The organism is Rahnella variigena, assembly GCF_003610915.1.
GTDB classification, from domain to species: domain Bacteria; phylum Pseudomonadota; class Gammaproteobacteria; order Enterobacterales; family Enterobacteriaceae; genus Rahnella; species Rahnella variigena.
Genome location: NZ_NSDJ01000001.1, coordinates 2,215,591 through 2,232,443, shown reverse-complemented (window position 1 = coordinate 2,232,443; position 16,853 = coordinate 2,215,591). Strand labels below are relative to the sequence as shown.

General features: G+C 51.0%; 16 protein-coding genes. 5 read left to right on the top strand and 11 right to left on the bottom strand.

Translation table 11 applies throughout. The features are described from left to right. The first annotated feature begins 139 nt into the window (after positions 1 to 139). The gene (locus CKQ54_RS10325) at positions 140 to 493 is read left to right on the top strand and encodes a type II toxin-antitoxin system RelE/ParE family toxin (protein WP_120160493.1); all 354 of its coding nucleotides are present in this window, start codon (positions 140 to 142) and stop codon (positions 491 to 493) included. Beyond that, complete coding sequence (locus tag CKQ54_RS10320) at positions 477 to 815, top strand: helix-turn-helix domain-containing protein (RefSeq protein ID WP_120160491.1); 339 nt, start codon at positions 477 to 479, stop codon at positions 813 to 815. The genes CKQ54_RS10325 and CKQ54_RS10320 overlap by 17 nt, the downstream gene beginning before the upstream one ends. A gap of 69 nt (positions 816 to 884) precedes the next feature. On the opposite strand, the gene ddlA is transcribed toward CKQ54_RS10320, so the two are convergent. Together ddlA and CKQ54_RS10310 are read right to left on the bottom strand one after the other, a co-directional pair. After that, entirely contained in the window at positions 885 to 1,982 is a 1,098-nt protein-coding gene (gene ddlA / locus CKQ54_RS10315) for a D-alanine--D-alanine ligase (protein ID WP_120160489.1), read from the bottom strand. A 72-nt stretch (positions 1,983 to 2,054) separates the two neighbouring features. Then, a complete protein-coding gene (locus tag CKQ54_RS10310) occupies positions 2,055 to 2,384 on the bottom strand; it encodes a DHCW motif cupin fold protein (protein ID WP_120160728.1) in 330 nt (109 codons plus the stop codon). 338 nt (positions 2,385 to 2,722) lie between these two features. On the opposite strand from CKQ54_RS10310, the gene CKQ54_RS10305 reads away from it, so the two are divergent. Both CKQ54_RS10305 and CKQ54_RS10300 read left to right on the top strand, forming a co-directional pair. Continuing rightward, entirely contained in the window at positions 2,723 to 4,102 is a 1,380-nt protein-coding gene (locus CKQ54_RS10305) for an NAD-dependent succinate-semialdehyde dehydrogenase (protein WP_112291363.1), read from the top strand. Between the two features lie 149 nt (positions 4,103 to 4,251). Beyond that, positions 4,252 to 5,373 (top strand): ribosomal protein uL16 3-hydroxylase, encoded by a 1,122-nt coding sequence (locus CKQ54_RS10300; RefSeq protein ID WP_120160487.1) that lies wholly within the window; start codon positions 4,252 to 4,254, stop codon positions 5,371 to 5,373. 86 nt (positions 5,374 to 5,459) lie between these two features. Here the strand turns inward: CKQ54_RS10300 and phnE (CKQ54_RS10295) are convergent, their stop codons facing one another. From phnE (CKQ54_RS10295) to phnC, 4 genes are all read right to left on the bottom strand, one after another. After that, positions 5,460 to 6,383, bottom strand: coding sequence for a phosphonate ABC transporter, permease protein PhnE (phnE, locus tag CKQ54_RS10295; protein ID WP_112291360.1), 924 nt, complete (start codon positions 6,381 to 6,383; stop codon positions 5,460 to 5,462). Then, positions 6,383 to 7,246, bottom strand: a complete 864-nt coding sequence (phnE, locus tag CKQ54_RS10290) for a phosphonate ABC transporter, permease protein PhnE (RefSeq protein WP_120160485.1) — start codon at positions 7,244 to 7,246, stop codon at positions 6,383 to 6,385. The genes phnE (CKQ54_RS10295) and phnE (CKQ54_RS10290) overlap by 1 nt, the downstream gene beginning before the upstream one ends. 160 nt (positions 7,247 to 7,406) lie before the next feature. Next, positions 7,407 to 8,339 carry a phosphonate ABC transporter substrate-binding protein gene (gene phnD, locus CKQ54_RS10285; protein ID WP_120160483.1) on the bottom strand — a complete coding sequence of 311 codons (933 nt, stop codon included), beginning with the start codon at positions 8,337 to 8,339 and terminating at the stop codon, positions 7,407 to 7,409. Between the two features lie 68 nt (positions 8,340 to 8,407). Then, positions 8,408 to 9,244, bottom strand: coding sequence for a phosphonate ABC transporter ATP-binding protein (gene phnC, locus CKQ54_RS10280; protein ID WP_113877880.1), 837 nt, complete (start codon positions 9,242 to 9,244; stop codon positions 8,408 to 8,410). A gap of 206 nt (positions 9,245 to 9,450) precedes the next feature. Between phnC and dld the strand changes: the two genes are divergently transcribed. After that, entirely contained in the window at positions 9,451 to 11,142 is a 1,692-nt protein-coding gene (dld, locus tag CKQ54_RS10275; protein WP_120160481.1) for a D-lactate dehydrogenase, read from the top strand. Positions 11,143 to 11,281: 139 nt separating this feature from the next. Here dld and CKQ54_RS10270 read toward each other — a convergent pair whose 3' ends face one another. The 5 genes from CKQ54_RS10270 to CKQ54_RS10250 all read right to left on the bottom strand — a co-directional run bounded on the left by CKQ54_RS10270 (position 11,282) and on the right by CKQ54_RS10250 (position 16,736). Further along, positions 11,282 to 11,872, bottom strand: coding sequence for a Yip1 family protein (locus CKQ54_RS10270; RefSeq protein ID WP_113877882.1), 591 nt, complete (start codon positions 11,870 to 11,872; stop codon positions 11,282 to 11,284). Between the two features lie 177 nt (positions 11,873 to 12,049). After that, a complete protein-coding gene (locus CKQ54_RS10265; RefSeq protein WP_120160479.1) occupies positions 12,050 to 12,646 on the bottom strand; it encodes a hypothetical protein in 597 nt (198 codons plus the stop codon). Between the two features lie 229 nt (positions 12,647 to 12,875). Continuing rightward, complete coding sequence (locus CKQ54_RS10260) at positions 12,876 to 14,186, bottom strand: c-type cytochrome (RefSeq protein WP_120160477.1); 1,311 nt, start codon at positions 14,184 to 14,186, stop codon at positions 12,876 to 12,878. 2 nt (positions 14,187 to 14,188) lie between these two features. Further along, positions 14,189 to 15,961, bottom strand: a complete 1,773-nt coding sequence (locus CKQ54_RS10255) for a GMC family oxidoreductase (protein ID WP_120160475.1) — start codon at positions 15,959 to 15,961, stop codon at positions 14,189 to 14,191. A 55-nt stretch (positions 15,962 to 16,016) separates the two neighbouring features. Further along, positions 16,017 to 16,736 (bottom strand): gluconate 2-dehydrogenase subunit 3 family protein, encoded by a 720-nt coding sequence (locus CKQ54_RS10250; protein WP_120160473.1) that lies wholly within the window; start codon positions 16,734 to 16,736, stop codon positions 16,017 to 16,019. Between the last annotated feature and the right edge of the window lie 117 nt (positions 16,737 to 16,853).

The window sequence follows — 16,853 nt, the reverse complement described above, 5'->3', positions numbered from 1 at the left end:
GATTCACCAAAACCACATTTGTTACGGCGCATCACGCAAAACATATATCCGCTTTCTTGCTCACAGCCCCTGCCGTCATATAAAGGTGTTGGCGTGAGGTATATTTAGGTATAAAATTTTATACACAAGGAAAGTGACGGTGACTAAAAATATCGACTGGAGGGGAAGTTCACTCAAAGATTTGCGCAATTTTCCTGTTGATGTCAAAAAGCGGGCGGGCTATGAACTTGAGCTGATCCAGCAAGGCCTGCCTCCGACACAATGGAAGTCCGTCAATGACTGGGGGGCCGGCGTGGTTGAAATCAAAATGGATGCCTTTGCCGGCACATTTAGGGTTGTTTATATCGCAAAATTTGAAGATGCAATTTACATCCTTCATTGCTTTGCGAAAAAGACTCAACAAACCAGTCTGACCGATATTGCCATCATAAAAACACGGTACGCTGAGATCGTCAGAGAACGTGAAAGGAGACAAAATGAAAGAGAACATTGATGTTGCTTCGCGCCATATCACGCCAGCTGACGGTAATGTCTTTGCCGATTTAGGATTTTGTGAAGAACAAGCGCAACATTTACATGCGGATTCGCAAGCTAAAATCGCACAGACCATTGCCCTGAAAGAACAACTGATGACTGAAATTGGCAACTGGATAGCACTGCAAAATATGCGTCAAGGTGATGCAGCTAAAGTGCTCCAGGTTTCACGCCCGCGGGTTTCCGACGTAGTGAATAAAAAAACAGATAAATTTACGCTGGATGCTCTGATTCTGATGCTGAGTCTGGCTGGCAAACAGGTGAAACTGGTGGTCGAATAATCACTATCACAAAATAGAAAAGGCAGGGATCTCTCCCTGCCTTCTTCGTATTGCCCTGAAACCAGACGGTCAGTTAGCCGAGCTTTTCAGCTGGTTGTCCTGCTGATGTTGCTCCAGCGCCAGTTCGATCAGGCGGGTGATCAAATCGCTGTAACCTAGTCCACTGGCTGCCCAGAGTTTGGGATACATACTGATATTAGTGAACCCCGGCAGCGTGTTGATTTCATTGATGATCACCTCACCTTGTTCGGTCAGGAATACATCCACGCGCGCCATACCCCGGGACTCCAGCACCTGAAATGCCTGTAAAGCGATAGCGCGTATCCGGTCGTGCGTTTCCTGCGGCAAGTCCGCCGGAACAGCAATGGAAGCGCCGGATTCATTGATGTACTTAGTGTCGTAAGAATAAAACTCGTCGTGCAGGATGACTTCTCCGCACACGCTTGCCTGCGGATAATCATTGCCCAGCACAGCACATTCAATTTCGCGGCCTTTAATGGCGGATTCGACCAGCACTTTATGGTCGAAACTGAACGCTTCATCCAGCGCGCGCTGATATCCCGCTTCATCGCTGACTTTACTGACGCCGACGGATGAGCCCTGATTGGCAGGCTTGATAAACAGCGGCAGACCGAGTTGTTGCGAGACTGCGGCAAACGTATGTTTCTGGCGGTTGGCACGGGTCAGGCAGACAAACGGGGCGACAGATAAACCGGCATCACGCAACAAACGTTTGGTGACGTCTTTATCCATACTGACCGCAGAACCCAACACGCCCGAGCCCACGAAAGCGATATTTGCCATGCGCAGTAATCCCTGCAACGAACCATCTTCGCCCAGCGTGCCGTGAACAATCGGGAAAATCACATCGACCTGTGAAAGTGCGCTGGCGCTGTGCGTTTCGATTAACTGATTTTCCGTTTGACCCGGGATCAGTGCGACCTGATTATTCGAGCGGTTCAGGGCAATCAGCGAAGGGTTCTCAGCATTGATCAGGTAATTGCTGGCATCATTGATATGCCATTCCCCTTTCTTATCGATACCGAGTAATGTCACATCAAAACGTTGCTTATCAATAGCATCCACGATATTTTTCGCCGACTGCAATGACACTTCGTGCTCTGCCGATTTACCACCAAAAATGATACCAACCCGTAATTTACTCACCTGCTGCTCCTTGTCGTCCGCCTCAGCAGACGGCGAATTTTCTATAAACAAACGTGCTCAAAACAGCCTTGCCTAATCAACAACAAACAGTTTCGCACCTACCGGCGTGGAGGAACGGTGTGCTTCGGCATTGTCCGCCACCTGATAACTCATGCCCGGCGACAGCGTAAATTTACGACCATCTTCCAGACGGGTATGAAGCTCTCCTTCCAGACAAAACAGTACATGGCCTTTACTGCACCAGTGATCTGCCTCATAACCTGCCGAATATTCAACAATACGCACCCGGATATCGCCGAATTTTTGCGTACGCCACAGCGCCATGCCGGTGTCTCCCGGATGTTGTGTCGGCGTTACGTCGCTCCAGTCAGTCGTGCAAAACGGAATCGCATCAAGCTTCATGAGTTTCTCAGTGTCGGGAATTTGAAGGAAAGCCAGCATAAAAGTGAGCGGTAAATTTATCAATCGCTTGCTGAAAACAATTCATTAACAGCCTGCCGCAAAGTTACGTAAAGCCGATTGTTCTTAGAGACAGACTACAGCCCGCGTCTGGCGGGGCCTTTGAAAATGCGGGTCGGGCACGCTAAACGGTTGTGTTGCATGAGGTGTCTGTGGGACAGAGGTCACGTTTTTTCGTCTATGCTTAATGTTCTGTTGAGAAAGAACGCAGTAAGGCGGACGCACCTCAATTCCAACGTGCCGTTGTTTTCGACGACACGCCACAAAACAAGGAGCAACACATGCCATATCAAACGATAAATCCGTTCAATAACAAACTCATCAAAGAATATCAGACCCATAATGACAAACAGGTTGAAGAAGCGCTTTCCACAGCACATGCCCTGTATAAGTCTGACTGGGCGCAAGGCGATATTAAGCAACGTGTTAAAGTGCTGCATAAACTTTCAGAACTGATGGCTTCACGTGTCGATGAACTGGCAGAAGTGGTCAGTACGGAGATGGGGAAACTCATCGGTCAGAGCCGTGGCGAAGTGCAGATTTGCGCCGATATTGCGAAATTCTATGCTGAAAAGGCGGAGGAATTTCTCAAACCTGTGCCGTATAAATCCGATCTCGGTGAAGCCTGGGTCGAGCATCATCCTATTGGTGTGATCATGGCCGTCGAGCCGTGGAACTTCCCGTTCTATCAGCTGATGCGCGTGCTGGCGCCAAACCTGGCTTCCGGTAACAGCGTAATCGTGAAACACGCCAGTATCGTTCCTCATTGTGCAGAAACCTTTGAGAAACTGGTTGCAGAAGCAGGCGCGCCAAAAGGTGCCTATACCAATCTGTTTATTTCACAAGATCAGGTGGCCTCCATTATTGATGACGACCGTGTTCAGGGCGTTGCGCTGACAGGTTCGGAAAAAGCAGGTGCTATTGTGGCTGCACGCGCCGCCGGTAAGCTGAAGAAATCGACTCTTGAGCTGGGCGGTAACGACGTGTTTGCCGTACTTGATGATGCCGATATCGATAAAGCTGCCAAAGCGGGTGCTCAGGCACGTGTATCAAATGCCGGTCAGGTCTGTACCGCCGCCAAGCGTTTCATTATTCACGAGAAAGTCGCCGATGAATTCCTGAAAAAATTCACCGAACACTTTAAAGCGCTGAAAATGGGTGACCCGCTGGATAAATCCACCACGCTGGGGCCGTTGTCCTCCGCAGATGCGGTGAAAACCCTGAGCAAACAGGTAGATGACGCCGTGAAGCACGGTGCGAAACTGCACTTTGGCGGCAAGAAGGTGAGCGATAATCCGGGGAATTTCTTTGAGCCGACCATACTGACGCACATTACCCGCGATAATCCGGCGTACTTCGAAGAGTTCTTTGGCCCGGTCGCACAGGTGTACGTGGTGAAAAATGATGAAGAGCTGGTGAAACTCGCCAATGATTCTCATTACGGCCTTGGCGGTTCAGTGTTTACCAAAGATATGAACCGCGCCCGTAAGCTGGCAAGTCAGATTGAAACCGGGATGGTGTACGTCAACTCACCGACAGATACCGCAGCCGAACTGCCTTTTGGCGGTGTGAAACGCTCCGGTTTTGGTCGCGAACTGTCTGATTTAGGTATCAAAGAGTTTGTGAACCAGAAACTGGTGGTCCTTGCCGCTAAGTCCTGATGCTTCTTATCCCCCTGCGAAGGGGGATTTTTTCCTCTCTCCGCACTTCTCCTTTCTCCCTCATTTACCAAGCCTTGACCCACGACAAAGCGCGCTCAAGCACCGCCTCTCTATAATCAGGGCCGTTTGTCTTCCCACTGGTAAATCACATGGCTTATGAACTCAATCTGGACTGGCCGGAATTTTTAGAAAAATACTGGCAAAAAAAACCTGTTGTTATTAAAAAAGCGTTCTCTAATTTTGTCGATCCTATCTCTCCGGACGAGTTAGCCGGTTTAGCGATGGAGCCGGAAGTGGACAGCCGTCTGGTGAGCCATAAAAATGGGGAATGGCAGGCAAGCAACGGGCCCTTCGAACATTTTGACGGGTTGGGTGAAACCGGCTGGTCATTACTGGCGCAGGCAGTGAATCACTGGCATCTGCCCGCCGCTGAACTGGTGAAACCTTTCCGCGTATTGCCGGACTGGCGTTTAGATGACCTGATGATTTCCTATTCCGTGCCCGGCGGCGGTGTCGGCCCGCATATCGACCAGTACGACGTATTTATCATTCAGGGTATGGGCAGCCGTCGCTGGCGTGTAGGCGATGCTTTGCCGATGCGTCAGTTCTGTCCGCATCCGGCGTTACTGCATGTCGATCCCTTCACGCCAATCATTGATGAAGATCTCGAACCGGGTGATATTCTGTACATTCCGCCGGGCTTCCCACATGACGGTTTTACGCATGAAACCGCTCTCAACTATTCCGTCGGTTTCCGCGGTCCTAACTCGCGCGATTTCATCAGCAGCTTTGCTGACTATGCGCTGGAAAACGATCTGGGCGGCAATCATTACAGCGATCCGGATTTGACGCTGCGTGAACACGTCGGGAAAGTGGAAGAGTATGAGCTTGAACGTGTGCGCCAGATGATGGTTGAACTGCTCAGTCAGCCGGAAGATTTCAAACAGTGGTTTGGTCGTTTCGCCACCACGCCGCGCCACGAGCTGGATATCGCCCCGGCGGAGCCGCCTTATGAAGCGCAGGAAATTGTGGATGCGCTGATGCAGGGCGATAGCCTGACCCGCTTAAGCGGGCTGCGCGTACTGAATGTCGGTGAACGTTTCTTTGTGAACAGCGAACCACTGGAAACTGCTCAGCATGAAGCCGCCGATGCGCTGTGCCGTTTCACTCTGATCAGTCAGAAAGAGCTGGGCAATGCGTTGCAGGATCCTGAATTTGTTGTCCTGTTAACGGATCTGGTCAATCAGGGCTACTGGTATTTCGACGAGTAATCCTTCGCTAATAAATAAGAGAGCAAAAGGCGGCCTCCCTGCGGATACCGCCTTTTTTAAGCGCTTTATTTGCCGGAGGTAATGAATTAAGGACGGTAAAGCTCCACCGGCGGCTTCATTTTTCGCTCTTCCGGCTCAAACAAATCAATCTCTTCACCGTGAATATATTTGGCGCGCAACATCGCAGAAATCTTATCCATCGTCATGACAATGGCGACCAGGATCAATGTGATAAACATCACCACATCCCAGTTCCATAAACGCATATTTTCCGCATACACCAGACCGATCCCGCCCGCGCCGACAAAACCAAGAACAGCGGCAGAACGTGTATTAGATTCAATCTGATACAACGACAGTGCGAGGAATGTCGGGAAAGATTGGGTGAAAATGCCGAAACGGTGCGTCTGTAACGGAGAAGCTCCCAGTGCCCGTAAACCGCGGCTCGGCGAGCGTTCCACGGCTTCGTGTCCTTCGGCGTACAGTTTGCCGAGTAAGCCTAAATCCTGCATCACAATCGCCAGCACGCCGGCCAGTGGCCCCATGCCGACAGCACGGACAAAAATAAGCCCCCAGATCGCCATATCCAGCCCGCGCAGCACGTCCAGAAGTCGGCGAATAATCATGGAAACCGGTCTGAGTAGCGGCGTAGACATTACATTGCGCGCCGCCAGAAAGGACAGTGGCAGAGCAAGGAAAGACGCAGTGATTGTGCCCGCAAAAACGATCGCCAGCGTGATCGCAATCTGCGTGAAATAATACTTAAAAGGCCATTCGGAAACATTATGCCAGACGAACATGCGCAGGAAATATCGTCCGACTTCACGGGTGCCGCGCACCACTTCGCTCCACGGAATACCGAAATAGCTGAAGAAATAGACGTAGTACAACGCAATGACGACAGCCAGTATCGCGAGGTAACGCAGATAGCGGCGCTGTGCGGCAAACAAATGTCCGTGCTGCTGCTTCAGGCTGCTGACAACATGAGGTTCAAGCGCATCAGTTAACATCAGAAAGTGCCCTCCACGACGCGTTTGCGCAATTTACCTGATAGAAAATCCATCGCCGACACCACCAGAATAATCAGCAATAAGGTCATACTGACCTGGTCATAACGGTCCAGTTTGATTGACGTCATCAGTTCCTGCCCGATGCCCCCCGCCCCGACTAAACCGAGGATCGTGGACTGGCGGAAGTTGATTTCGAGGCGCATAAAACTGTACGACAGAAAGATAGGTTTAACCTGCGGCCACATAGCAAAGCGCATGCGCTGCAAGCGCCCCGCTCCGCAGGCTCGCAGACCGCGCACCGGTTTGTCCGATGCGGTTTCAATGGATTCGTAGAAGAGTTTGGTCAGACTGCCGACGGTGTGTAAAGTCAGCGCGATAAAGCCCGGAATAGCGCCGACGCCAAAGGCCATGACGCACATCACCGCCCACGCCAGCTCCGGCATAGTACGCAGGAAAGCCACAAAAGTGCGGATACTAAATTTAACCCATTTTGGCGAATCCGTATTACCCGCGGCGAGAAACGCCAGAATAACCGCCAGCGCGGTCGATAATATCGTCGAGGATAACGCCAGCTGAATAGTTTCCCAGATCAGTGGCAACTGAATATTAAGACGATATCCCCAATACGCCAGTGAACCTTCTGTATGACCGTCAGCAAATAATAATGACCAGTGTAATACCGGCACCGTCTGACCAATATAATCAAAGAAGCTCGGTGCGGAGATAATAATCGTTTTTAAATTAAGTTCGGAAACATTGCCTGACCACAGATATAACAACAGCATCAGCCCTGACCAGATCAGCGCCTCACGCTTTTGTTTTCCCCGGATCTGCTGGTAATAACGATTGAAGTCTTTGTTCAAAATAATATTTCCGATTTGCGATAATCATTATTCCTCCCCATGCGAAGGGGGAGGTCAGGAGGGGGTATTAAAAAAACAATAATGGTGAAAGCTTTCGCTTCCTGAGTTGCCATTAATACCCCACCCCAACCCTCCCCTTCGCAGGGGAGGGAGTTACGGGTTAGCGACCGCCTTTAGTCAGCTCACGCTTCATATCAATAATCTGCTGATATTCCGCCAGGGACGTTTCGCCGATATGTTGTTTACCGCCGACGGCTTTCACGAAGCAGGCGTGGTCATCTTTGTCCAGTTTCTTAATGGCAGAAACCAGTCTGGCTTTAAACGCCGGTGGCAGATCGCTGCGCACTAAGATCGGGCCGTTAGGGATCAGCGGAGATTCCCAAATGATACGGATTTTCTTCATCAGATCCGGATGGTCCATGCGGATCATACGGTTGAATGCGCCGGAGGTATAACCGGTTTCACGGTCGCCGATCATTGATGCCCAGGTCACTGCGCCTTCAAACTGACCGTTCAGCACGCCAAGAATATCTTGCTCATGGCCGCCGGAGAAGGTGACGCTGGAGAAGAAGTTGTTGTACTTGTTGTCTGTCGTGCCGCCAAATTCTTTCTTGAAAGTCTGGTTTGGGATCAGATAGCCGGACGTGGAATCCGGGTCAGCGAAGCCAAATGATTTACCTTTCAGGTCAGACAATTTCTGGTACGGGCTGTCGGCTTTCACCACAACCACCGAGTGATAACCCCGGGATTTATCGGTGTCGTCGATAACGATACCGACCAGGTCTACGGCTTTCGGGTTATTAATATAGACTGAGGCGAAAGACGATGGCGACATGCTTAATACCATGTCTACTTTCTTACCTAATAATCCCTGAATAACACCGGAGTAATCAGAGGAATTACGCAGTTTGGTATCCACGTTTAATTCTTTATCGAAGAAATCTTTTACACACTGATTATCGCCGATTTGCTGAGTGGCATTCTGACCGCCCAGAATACCCAAATTCAATTCTTTAGGCGCATCTTCTGCCATGCTGTGCATCGCGGTAAAAGAACCTGCTACGAAAACTGCCAGACGTAATAACTTCTTCATGTATTGATGACCTTGTGTAGATTGAGAGAAAGTAGAAATAAGCACTGCAAAATAAATAACGTTATTGTTTAACTGTTTATGGCTTCGTGTTCTTCACCGTATAACTGTTGCAAAATACCGTCAGTTAACTGATCCGGATGACCGTCGAAAATAATTTGCCCTTTAGCGATACCGATAACCCGGGTGCAATAATCTTTCACCAGTTCGACCGAGTGCAGGTTGACCATCACGGCTATATTTTCTTCACTGACTTTTTTCAGCGCATTCATGATGCGCAACGTATTTTTCGGATCCAGCGACGCAACAGGTTCATCGGCCAGCAGAATTTTCGGGTTCTGCATCAGGGCACGACAAATCGCCACACGTTGCATCTGACCACCGGAGAGATTTTCAGCACGCTGCAACGCATGCGGCAGCATATGCAGCCACTCGAGCAGAGAAATCGCGCGGGCACGGTCTTCGTCGTCAAACTGGTTGAAGAAAGATTTGAATGTTGAGGTATGACTCAGACGGCCCAGCAACACGTTAGTCAGCACATCCAGACGAGGAACCAGACAAAAATCCTGGAAAATCATCCCGCAACCCGAGCGCCAGCGACGCAACGCTTTGCCGGTCAGCCCGGCCAATTGCTGTTGTTCACCATTTTCGTAATGACACACTACGCTGCCATCGGTAAGCGGAATGGTACCGTTGAGTACGTGTAACAGAGTGGATTTACCTGCGCCGGACCGGCCAATCACCGCCACGAACTCACCCGCGTGCAGATCAAAATTGATGTCATTCAGGACGCGCTGACCTGATTTATAAGATTTCACCAGGCCTTTCACGTCCAGAACTTTGTTCAAATGCTGTGGCCCGGCCTGAGGATATTCAGCCTGTGCCAGCTTAAGTTGAGCTTGCGCCATGATGCTGTCTCTCGGTTGCTTTCATAATCTGGCGTTCATTAAGCGCGAGTTATATGACACATCAATGACGATTTAATGGACAGCACATGACAAAAATGCAACAGATTAAGTGAAATTACCTAACGGATATCCCGAATGGGGTTTAACTTAATAAGTATCATTTAAGTCTATGATTAGATGGCAACGCATTTAAAAAGGAAGATGAAATGGATAATCAGTCACTCATCGCCACGCTCAAAGAGATTGCTGGCAGCCGTCATGTTCTGACCGGAGACAGCAACACTGAGCGCTACCGCAAAGGATTTCGTTCAGGTGGCGGCAAAGCACTGGCCGTGGTATTTCCCCAAACGCTGCTGCAACAATGGCAATTGCTCAAAGCCTGTATCGCCGCCGATAAGATTGTCATTATGCAGGCCGCTAATACCGGGCTGACCGAAGGCTCAACGCCCAGCGGTGATGATTATGACCGCGATATCGTCATTTTCAGTACCCTCAAACTTGATCAAATTCAGTTGCTCGACGGTGGCCATCAGGTAATCGGCTTCCCCGGCAGTACGCTCTATAAGCTGGAGAAAATCCTCAAACCTTATAACCGTGAACCGCATTCGGTAATTGGCTCGTCGTGCATCGGTGCATCGGTTGTCGGAGGGATTTGCAACAACTCCGGCGGATCGCTGGTGAAACGCGGTCCGGCCTATACCGAAATGGCGCTTTATGCGCAGATCGACGCACAGGGTGAATTACGTCTGATTAACCATCTGGGTATTAATCTTGGCGAAACGCCGGAAGAAATACTGACGCGTCTGGAAAAAGCTGATTATCTGGAAAGTGACATACTGCACGATCAGCGTCTGGCATCTGACCATGATTATGCTGCGCGGGTGCGTGAAGTGGACGCTGATACGCCATCGCGTTTTAATGCCGATGAGCGGCGTCTGTTTGAAGCCTCGGGTTGTGCGGGAAAACTGGCCGTGTTCGCCGTGCGTCTGGATACTTTTCCGGCTGAAACTCAGCAGCAGGTATTTTATATTGGCACCAATGACACGGCAGTGCTGACTGAATTACGCCGTCAGATCCTGCGTGATTTTGCGAACCTGCCGGTGGCCGGTGAATACATGCATCGCGATATTTTCGATATCACTGAAGTCTACGGCAAAGACACTTTCATGATGATCGATAAGCTTGGTACCGACAAAATGCCGGACATGTTTACCGCGAAAGGGAAATTTGATGCGCATGCCAGTAAAGTCCCTTTCCTGCCGAAAAACTTCAGCGACCGCGTAATGCAATGCCTGAGCAAAGCCCTGCCGAATCACCTTCCACCTCGCATGAAGCAGTACCGTGACCGGTTTGAACATCACTTACTGCTGAAAATGTCCGGCCCTGGAATTGATGAGGCACGTACATTTCTGACGCGTTTCTTCAGTGATGGTCAGGGTGATTTCTTTATCTGCTCGGCTGACGAAGGCAAAAAAGCTTTCCTGCACCGTTTCGCCGCTGCAGGTGCTGCGGTGCGTTATCACGCGGTACATGAAAAAGAAGTGGAGGATATTCTGGCGCTGGATATTGCACTGCGCCGTAATGACCGCGACTGGTTCGAAACATTGCCGGAAGATATCGACAATCAGCTGGTGGCAAAACTGTATTACGGCCATTTCATGTGCCACGTTTTCCATCAGGATTACATCGTCAAAAAAGGCGCGAACAGCAAGGCACTGAAACACCGGATGCTTGAATTGCTCGACGCCAAAGGCGCGGAATATCCGGCAGAGCATAACGTCGGACATCTGTATCTGGCAAAACCGCATCTGAAAGAGTTCTACCGGCAGGCCGACCCGACCAACAGCTTCAATCCGGGGATCGGGAAAACCAGTAAGATGAAAAACTGGCAGGAATAATGTCCTTCAAAAGGCAAATGGCGTAGTCGGCGCAGGCAGTTTGTTCCCGGACAGCGCGGCGGCTCTGCAGCGTACATAAAGTACGTGAGGAAGCCGAGCACTGCCCGGGGGCAAAATGGCAAGTAAGATAGCCATTACGTTAGAATAATTGTGTTCCGTAACCCCACATAATCACCGTCAAAGCCAGAAGTAACTCTAATACCAGAACGCCCATTGCCAGCGTTGAACTGGAGAACAGGAATCCTTCGCGACGGTCGATATTCAGGAAGTTAGGAATGCCGAGATACAAAAGATATCCGCTATAACACAGCCCGATGATGCCGACGAACAGGCATAACCAGACCATCGGATAAAGCGCAACAAGACCGCTGAGGAACATCGGCGTGGCAACATAACCGGCAAACACGATACAGCTGTTGAGTGTCGGGCGGCTGTCATAACGACGTGCCATCCAGTAGATTATGCGCCCCATGAGTGCGACAGCGGCGAGCATCAGAACATAGAAGATAACGGCGATATACGACGCGGTGAACATGGAAACCATCAGCGTCTGACCGTCACCGAAATTCCAGCCCAACTGTGTTGTACCGATAAACGAACAGACAACCGGGATCAACGCCATCAAAAGAACATGGTGGGAATACACATGTGAAACGGTTTCCCGCTCACGCTGGATTTGCTGCAGTTCGGGACCAGGATGGGATAAAAGTCCCCAGACATGATTTGCCATGAAACACCCCCTTGTACGCCGAAAGCCGCCAGCGGCGTGCAGTGATAGACCTTCGGAAATGCCCGTCACACAAGGGCACAAGGAAGGTGGCGACCTGTCTATATTATAGCCGTTATTGCCAGTTTTGCTGCTGCGCTCAACTTATCGTAATCAGCGTTTGACCGCAGCAGGCACCTCTTAATGGATAAAGCGAGCGGCTGTAAAAGTTGCACCTACCAGTACCAGCATCATGCTAATAATCCAGCGAGTCTGTTGGATCATAAGGTCATAAAACATCTTCTGCATGGCGCTTAATGAGGCTTCAATCTTTACAAAGCGCGCATCCACCTGTTCAAACCGTTTGTCGATTTGTTCAAACCGTTTGTCGACTTGTTCAAACCGTTTGTCGATATGCACCAGTCGATCGTCAATCCTAAGAAGATGCCCGTCGATGCGGGAGATGTTCTGTTCAGTTTTTCCTACACGCACACCGATATCTGTTACCGCTTCAGTGAGCGTGACCATCTGATACTCCAGTTTGCCGACCCGCAGATTAGTGTCGGTGACCACTTCCGTCAGCTGAGTGACCTGCTGCTCCACCTTCCCTACACGAAGATTCAGTCCGGCAATTTCCTCACCGTTTTTGATCCCTTGTTTTTCGATATTATTGATCTGATTTTGCATGAGCTTTTCCATGAGCAATTTTCCTTTGTATTCTTCCGGCCAGGCAGAGGCACCGGGAAAGTAGAGCATCGGATTGACGGGCGAGATATCCATTGTGCTGAGCTGAAACATGGCTGTTGTCCCTCACATGAGCTTATGAGCTTTCCCTGTTTAGAAACTCTTAATCTGGGGGGATTTTGCGCTGTATAAATAACCATATCAAATCAATTTACTTCTCGTTTCACATGCCACTGCTTATGTATCTATGCTTCGAAATCTTACATTTAGATGATGAATAAAAACCAACAAAAAGAGCCCCTTACGAGGCTCTTTAAACTTTATTACTTACGTTAGCTTTCGTTTACTGCTGTTCGGGATTATGTAACGCTGCAGCACCCTGCTGAGATTTACGCGCTTTTGCTACGTCGTCTTTGCTAACCGCCGGCGCCTGATTTCCCCATGCGTTACGGATATACGTACTGACATCCGCCATCTGCTGATCGGTCAGTTTCCAGCCGAACTCAGGCATGTCCGCACTGGTCGGATTGCTTGCCGTGGCCGCCCCCTGCCCGCCGTTCATCAGCACGTGCAGAATGTTGGTCGGCCGGGTGGCCTGAACGCCGTTATTACCCTTCAGGGCAGGGATCATGTTGCGTACCCCTTCACCGGAATTCTGATGGCATGCCGCGCAGTTATCGGCGTAGAGTTCTTTGCCGTTGGCCATCGCGGAATTAGCGGCTAAAGGCGCGGAATTATCTTTGCTGCCCGGCAAGCTTTTCAGGTAAACCGCGATAGCATGCAGATCTGAATCCGACAAATGCTGCAGTGAATTCGTGACCGCTTCCGCCATCGGACCGGCAGCCACGGTACGCGAGTTCGCTCCGGTTTTCAGGTACTGCACCACTTCGTCATTGCTCCAGTCGCCAATGCCCTGACGGGTATTACCGGTGATTTCCGGCGCGAACCAGCCCTGCAATTCTCCGCCCTGCAGATGTACGCCAAAGTTATCACCGCCCAGAGGATTTTTTGCAGTATGGCACGATGTACAGTGCCCCAGCCCTTCCACCAGATACGCGCCGCGATTCCATTCTGCCGACTGCGACGGATCGGCTTTGAACGGTGCTGTATCCAGGAACAGCAGGTTCCAGCCGAACATCATCAGACGGATGTTATACGGAAACGGCAAATCCGTTTTCGGGCCGTCATAATGCACGGCAGGCACGGTATTCAGATACGCTTTGATGTCTTTCAGGTCCTGATCGCTGACCTTGGCGTAAACGTTGTAAGGCATCGCCGGATACAGATTCTCGCCGTTGATCCCTTTGCCGTTGCGCACCGCATTAATGAACTGCTGATCGGTCCATCCGCCAATGCCCGTTTCTTTATCCGGCGTAATGTTAGTGGCGTAAATCGTGCCGAACGGCGTGTTCAGCCCGTAGCCGCCCGCAAAAGGTTTACCGCCGCCTGGCGCGGTATGACAGGCCACACAGTCCCCTGCCAGTGCCAGATATTTGCCGCGCTCAATGGCGGTTTTGCCGGTCATGGCTGCCGCAGCCGGAGCCTGAAAATCGCCAGACTGGCTGGCGTTGTGCCAGGTTTTAAAACCGACAAAACCCAGCCCGCCGATGACAACCACGCCCGCGATAATTGCTAATGTCTTTTTCACGCTCATGCTTAAACCCTCACCAGCGGACCAGGAGATTTCAGATACTGGGTTTTGATGGCTTCAGCTGCCCATAAGGTCAGCGCACCCACGGTACCGGTCGGGTTATATCCGCCATTATTAGCAAAGGCTGAAGCGCCGCAGACAAAGACGTTATGCACATCCCAGCTTTGCAGATAGCGGTTTACCGCGCTGGTTTTCGGATCGTCGCCCATGCAGGCGCCACCGGTGGTATGCGAGGAAAGGTTATCCATCGGTGAGAACGGTTTGGTGGTCGGTTCCTGACGGACAACGGTTTTTGCGCCCATCGCGTGCGCAATCTCAACCGAGCGGTCGGCCATAAATTTCGCTGAGCGTTTGTCGTTTTCGATCCAGTCAAAGGTCACGCGCAGCAGCGGCTGGCCGTGGCGATCTTTATATTCCGGATCTAAATCAAGGAACACATCGCGGTGCGGGTAGCTGTTGCCCATGCAATAGACGTTGTTGTAGTTCTGATAGCTTTGTTTGACGGCTTTCTTCCAGTCAGCCCCCCAGCGCGGAGTGCCCGGCGGTACGTTATTGGAATAGCCAATCGGACGTCCGTTGGTGGAATGGACCAGCGCCACACCGCCGCCGATAAAATCGTGGTGGGTATGATCGAAGTTGTCGCCGTTGAAATCGTCAATCGCCTGAGACAGCGCACCGGCACCGATAAACGGATTCATCATTTCATCTTCAAAGAAGAAACCTGCACCGGAAACGGTCTGATAAGCATAGTTACGGCCTACAACGCCTTCGCCGGTTTTATGGTCGTAAGGTTTACCGATGCCGGAAAGCAGCATCAGGCGCACGTTGTCCATCTGGTAAGCCGAAATCACCACGATGTCCGCGGGTTGTTCCCATACTACGCCGTCGCTGCCGATAAAAGTCACTCCGGTAGCGGTTTTGCCGTCGGCGGCTTTGTTCACGCGCAACACTTCAGATTCGGTGATTACCGTGAAATTGGGGCGCTGCATGACGGCTGGTAAGATACAGGCATTCGGACTACTTTTTGACCAGTTGCCGCAGCCGAAGAATTCGCAGTAACCGCAATAAGTACACGGCGCCATGTTAATACCCAGCGGATTGGTATAAGCATCAGACGTGTTACCCGCAGGCACGGCAAACGGGTGATAGCCCATCTCGCGGGTGGCTTTATCAAAGATCATCGACAGCTGGGTGCGTTTGAGCGGCGGCAGCGGATAATCGCGGCTGCGCGGCCCTTCGAAGACATTCCCGCCTTCAATTTTTTCACCCTTGATGTTGCCCGCTTTCCCGGACGTACCCGCGTAGCGTTCGAATTTGTCGTAGAACGGTTCGACGTCATCATAGGTCACGCCCCAATCCTGCACCTGCATACCTTCGAGGAATTTGTTCTTGCCGTAACGTTCTACTGTCTGGCTGTAGCTCTGGAAATCGTACGGCAGGAAGCGCCAGGTCATGCCATTCCAGTGCGTACCCGCACCGCCGACATTCATACCAAACTGATAGGTATTAAATTCACGCAGCGGTAACGCTTGCTGGATCGGGTTATTACGGAATGTCAGGGTTTCCACCGCCGTCGGCTGCATGATCGCGCGGCGGCTGACAAAGCGCAGCTCATCGGTATCAATAGTGGTGGGGAAATCGTTGCTGGTGTCGCGCCATGAACCGCGCTCAATTGCCACCACATTCAGTCCTGCCAGCGTCAGCTCATTCGCCATCAGCGAACCTGCCCAACCCAGGCCGACGATGACAGCATCGACCTTTTCACGTTTATTACTCATACGACATTTACTCCTGCAAAAATCAATTCAATCAATGACCGTTCGTGGGCGGTTTTTATGATTTTTCGTATTGGGACAACATGCTGACCGGCTCGATATGTAAGTCTTCGCCACGGCGGTCGATGACATCCCGGAAGTCATAACGCGCACCGGGGAAACCGAGCATTTTCCAGCCCGCCATATCTTTGTTGCCGCCATATAACGGGTCGGAGAAGAATCCCTCACGCATGTTCTGCACTAACATGTTGAAGAACAGCTGGCCGTTGACGCCCGCCAGCGGAATTTCGCCGGATTCCACGCGACGCAGTAAATCGTCCTGTTGTTCGCCGGAAAGCTCGGTGAAGTTTTTCCCGTTATTGCGCGATTTCGCGACGTTATTCAGCGCCGTCAGCCCCAGTTTGTAACGTTCGGCTGGCGTGTCTTTATATTGCGGTCCGGCCTGCGGCAACCCGTCCTGAATCACCGGCCCGAGACGATAGGTAGTTACCGCTTTGCCGAAATCGCCGCTCAGTTGACGATCCAGAAACACCGCGCAACCGGCCTCTTTACCGCCGATACTGAGTTCATCTGCCGGAATGATACGGTCGGCCAGGGTTTCCACCAGGCTGACTTCTTCGGGCGTGAAAAATGTCCATTCACCGGCGACCACCGGTTTTGGCGGACGAACCGAATGGATAATCCACGGCATACCACCGGAGAAGATTTTGGCTTTAACCTTCAGCGCAGTGCTGAATAACAGCACCGCCATAGAGGTCAGAAAATGTCTGCGTTTCACGATAAAACTCCTTTTAGCGGGGTCTGACGGGGAAGTACCCACATCTGCGGTGGGCTTTTATTTTGTGACGGAGATTATACGAAGATGTTAGGCGAAAGTAAGATATTTTGTACCAAC

Coding starts and splice junctions, on each gene's coding strand:
- CKQ54_RS10300 (WP_120160487.1), top strand. CDS start 4,252: ATGGCTTATGAACTCAATCTGGACTGGCCGGAATTTTTAGAAAAATAC.
- CKQ54_RS10265 (WP_120160479.1), bottom strand. CDS start 12,646: ATGTTTCAGCTCAGCACAATGGATATCTCGCCCGTCAATCCGATGCTC.
- dld (WP_120160481.1), top strand. CDS start 9,451: ATGGATAATCAGTCACTCATCGCCACGCTCAAAGAGATTGCTGGCAGC.
- phnD (WP_120160483.1), bottom strand. CDS start 8,339: ATGAAGAAGTTATTACGTCTGGCAGTTTTCGTAGCAGGTTCTTTTACC.
- phnC (WP_113877880.1), bottom strand. CDS start 9,244: ATGGCGCAAGCTCAACTTAAGCTGGCACAGGCTGAATATCCTCAGGCC.
- CKQ54_RS10270 (WP_113877882.1), bottom strand. CDS start 11,872: ATGGCAAATCATGTCTGGGGACTTTTATCCCATCCTGGTCCCGAACTG.
- CKQ54_RS10310 (WP_120160728.1), bottom strand. CDS start 2,384: ATGAAGCTTGATGCGATTCCGTTTTGCACGACTGACTGGAGCGACGTA.
- phnE (WP_112291360.1), bottom strand. CDS start 6,383: ATGTTAACTGATGCGCTTGAACCTCATGTTGTCAGCAGCCTGAAGCAG.
- CKQ54_RS10255 (WP_120160475.1), bottom strand. CDS start 15,961: ATGAGTAATAAACGTGAAAAGGTCGATGCTGTCATCGTCGGCCTGGGT.
- CKQ54_RS10260 (WP_120160477.1), bottom strand. CDS start 14,186: ATGAGCGTGAAAAAGACATTAGCAATTATCGCGGGCGTGGTTGTCATC.
- CKQ54_RS10305 (WP_112291363.1), top strand. CDS start 2,723: ATGCCATATCAAACGATAAATCCGTTCAATAACAAACTCATCAAAGAA.
- CKQ54_RS10320 (WP_120160491.1), top strand. CDS start 477: ATGAAAGAGAACATTGATGTTGCTTCGCGCCATATCACGCCAGCTGAC.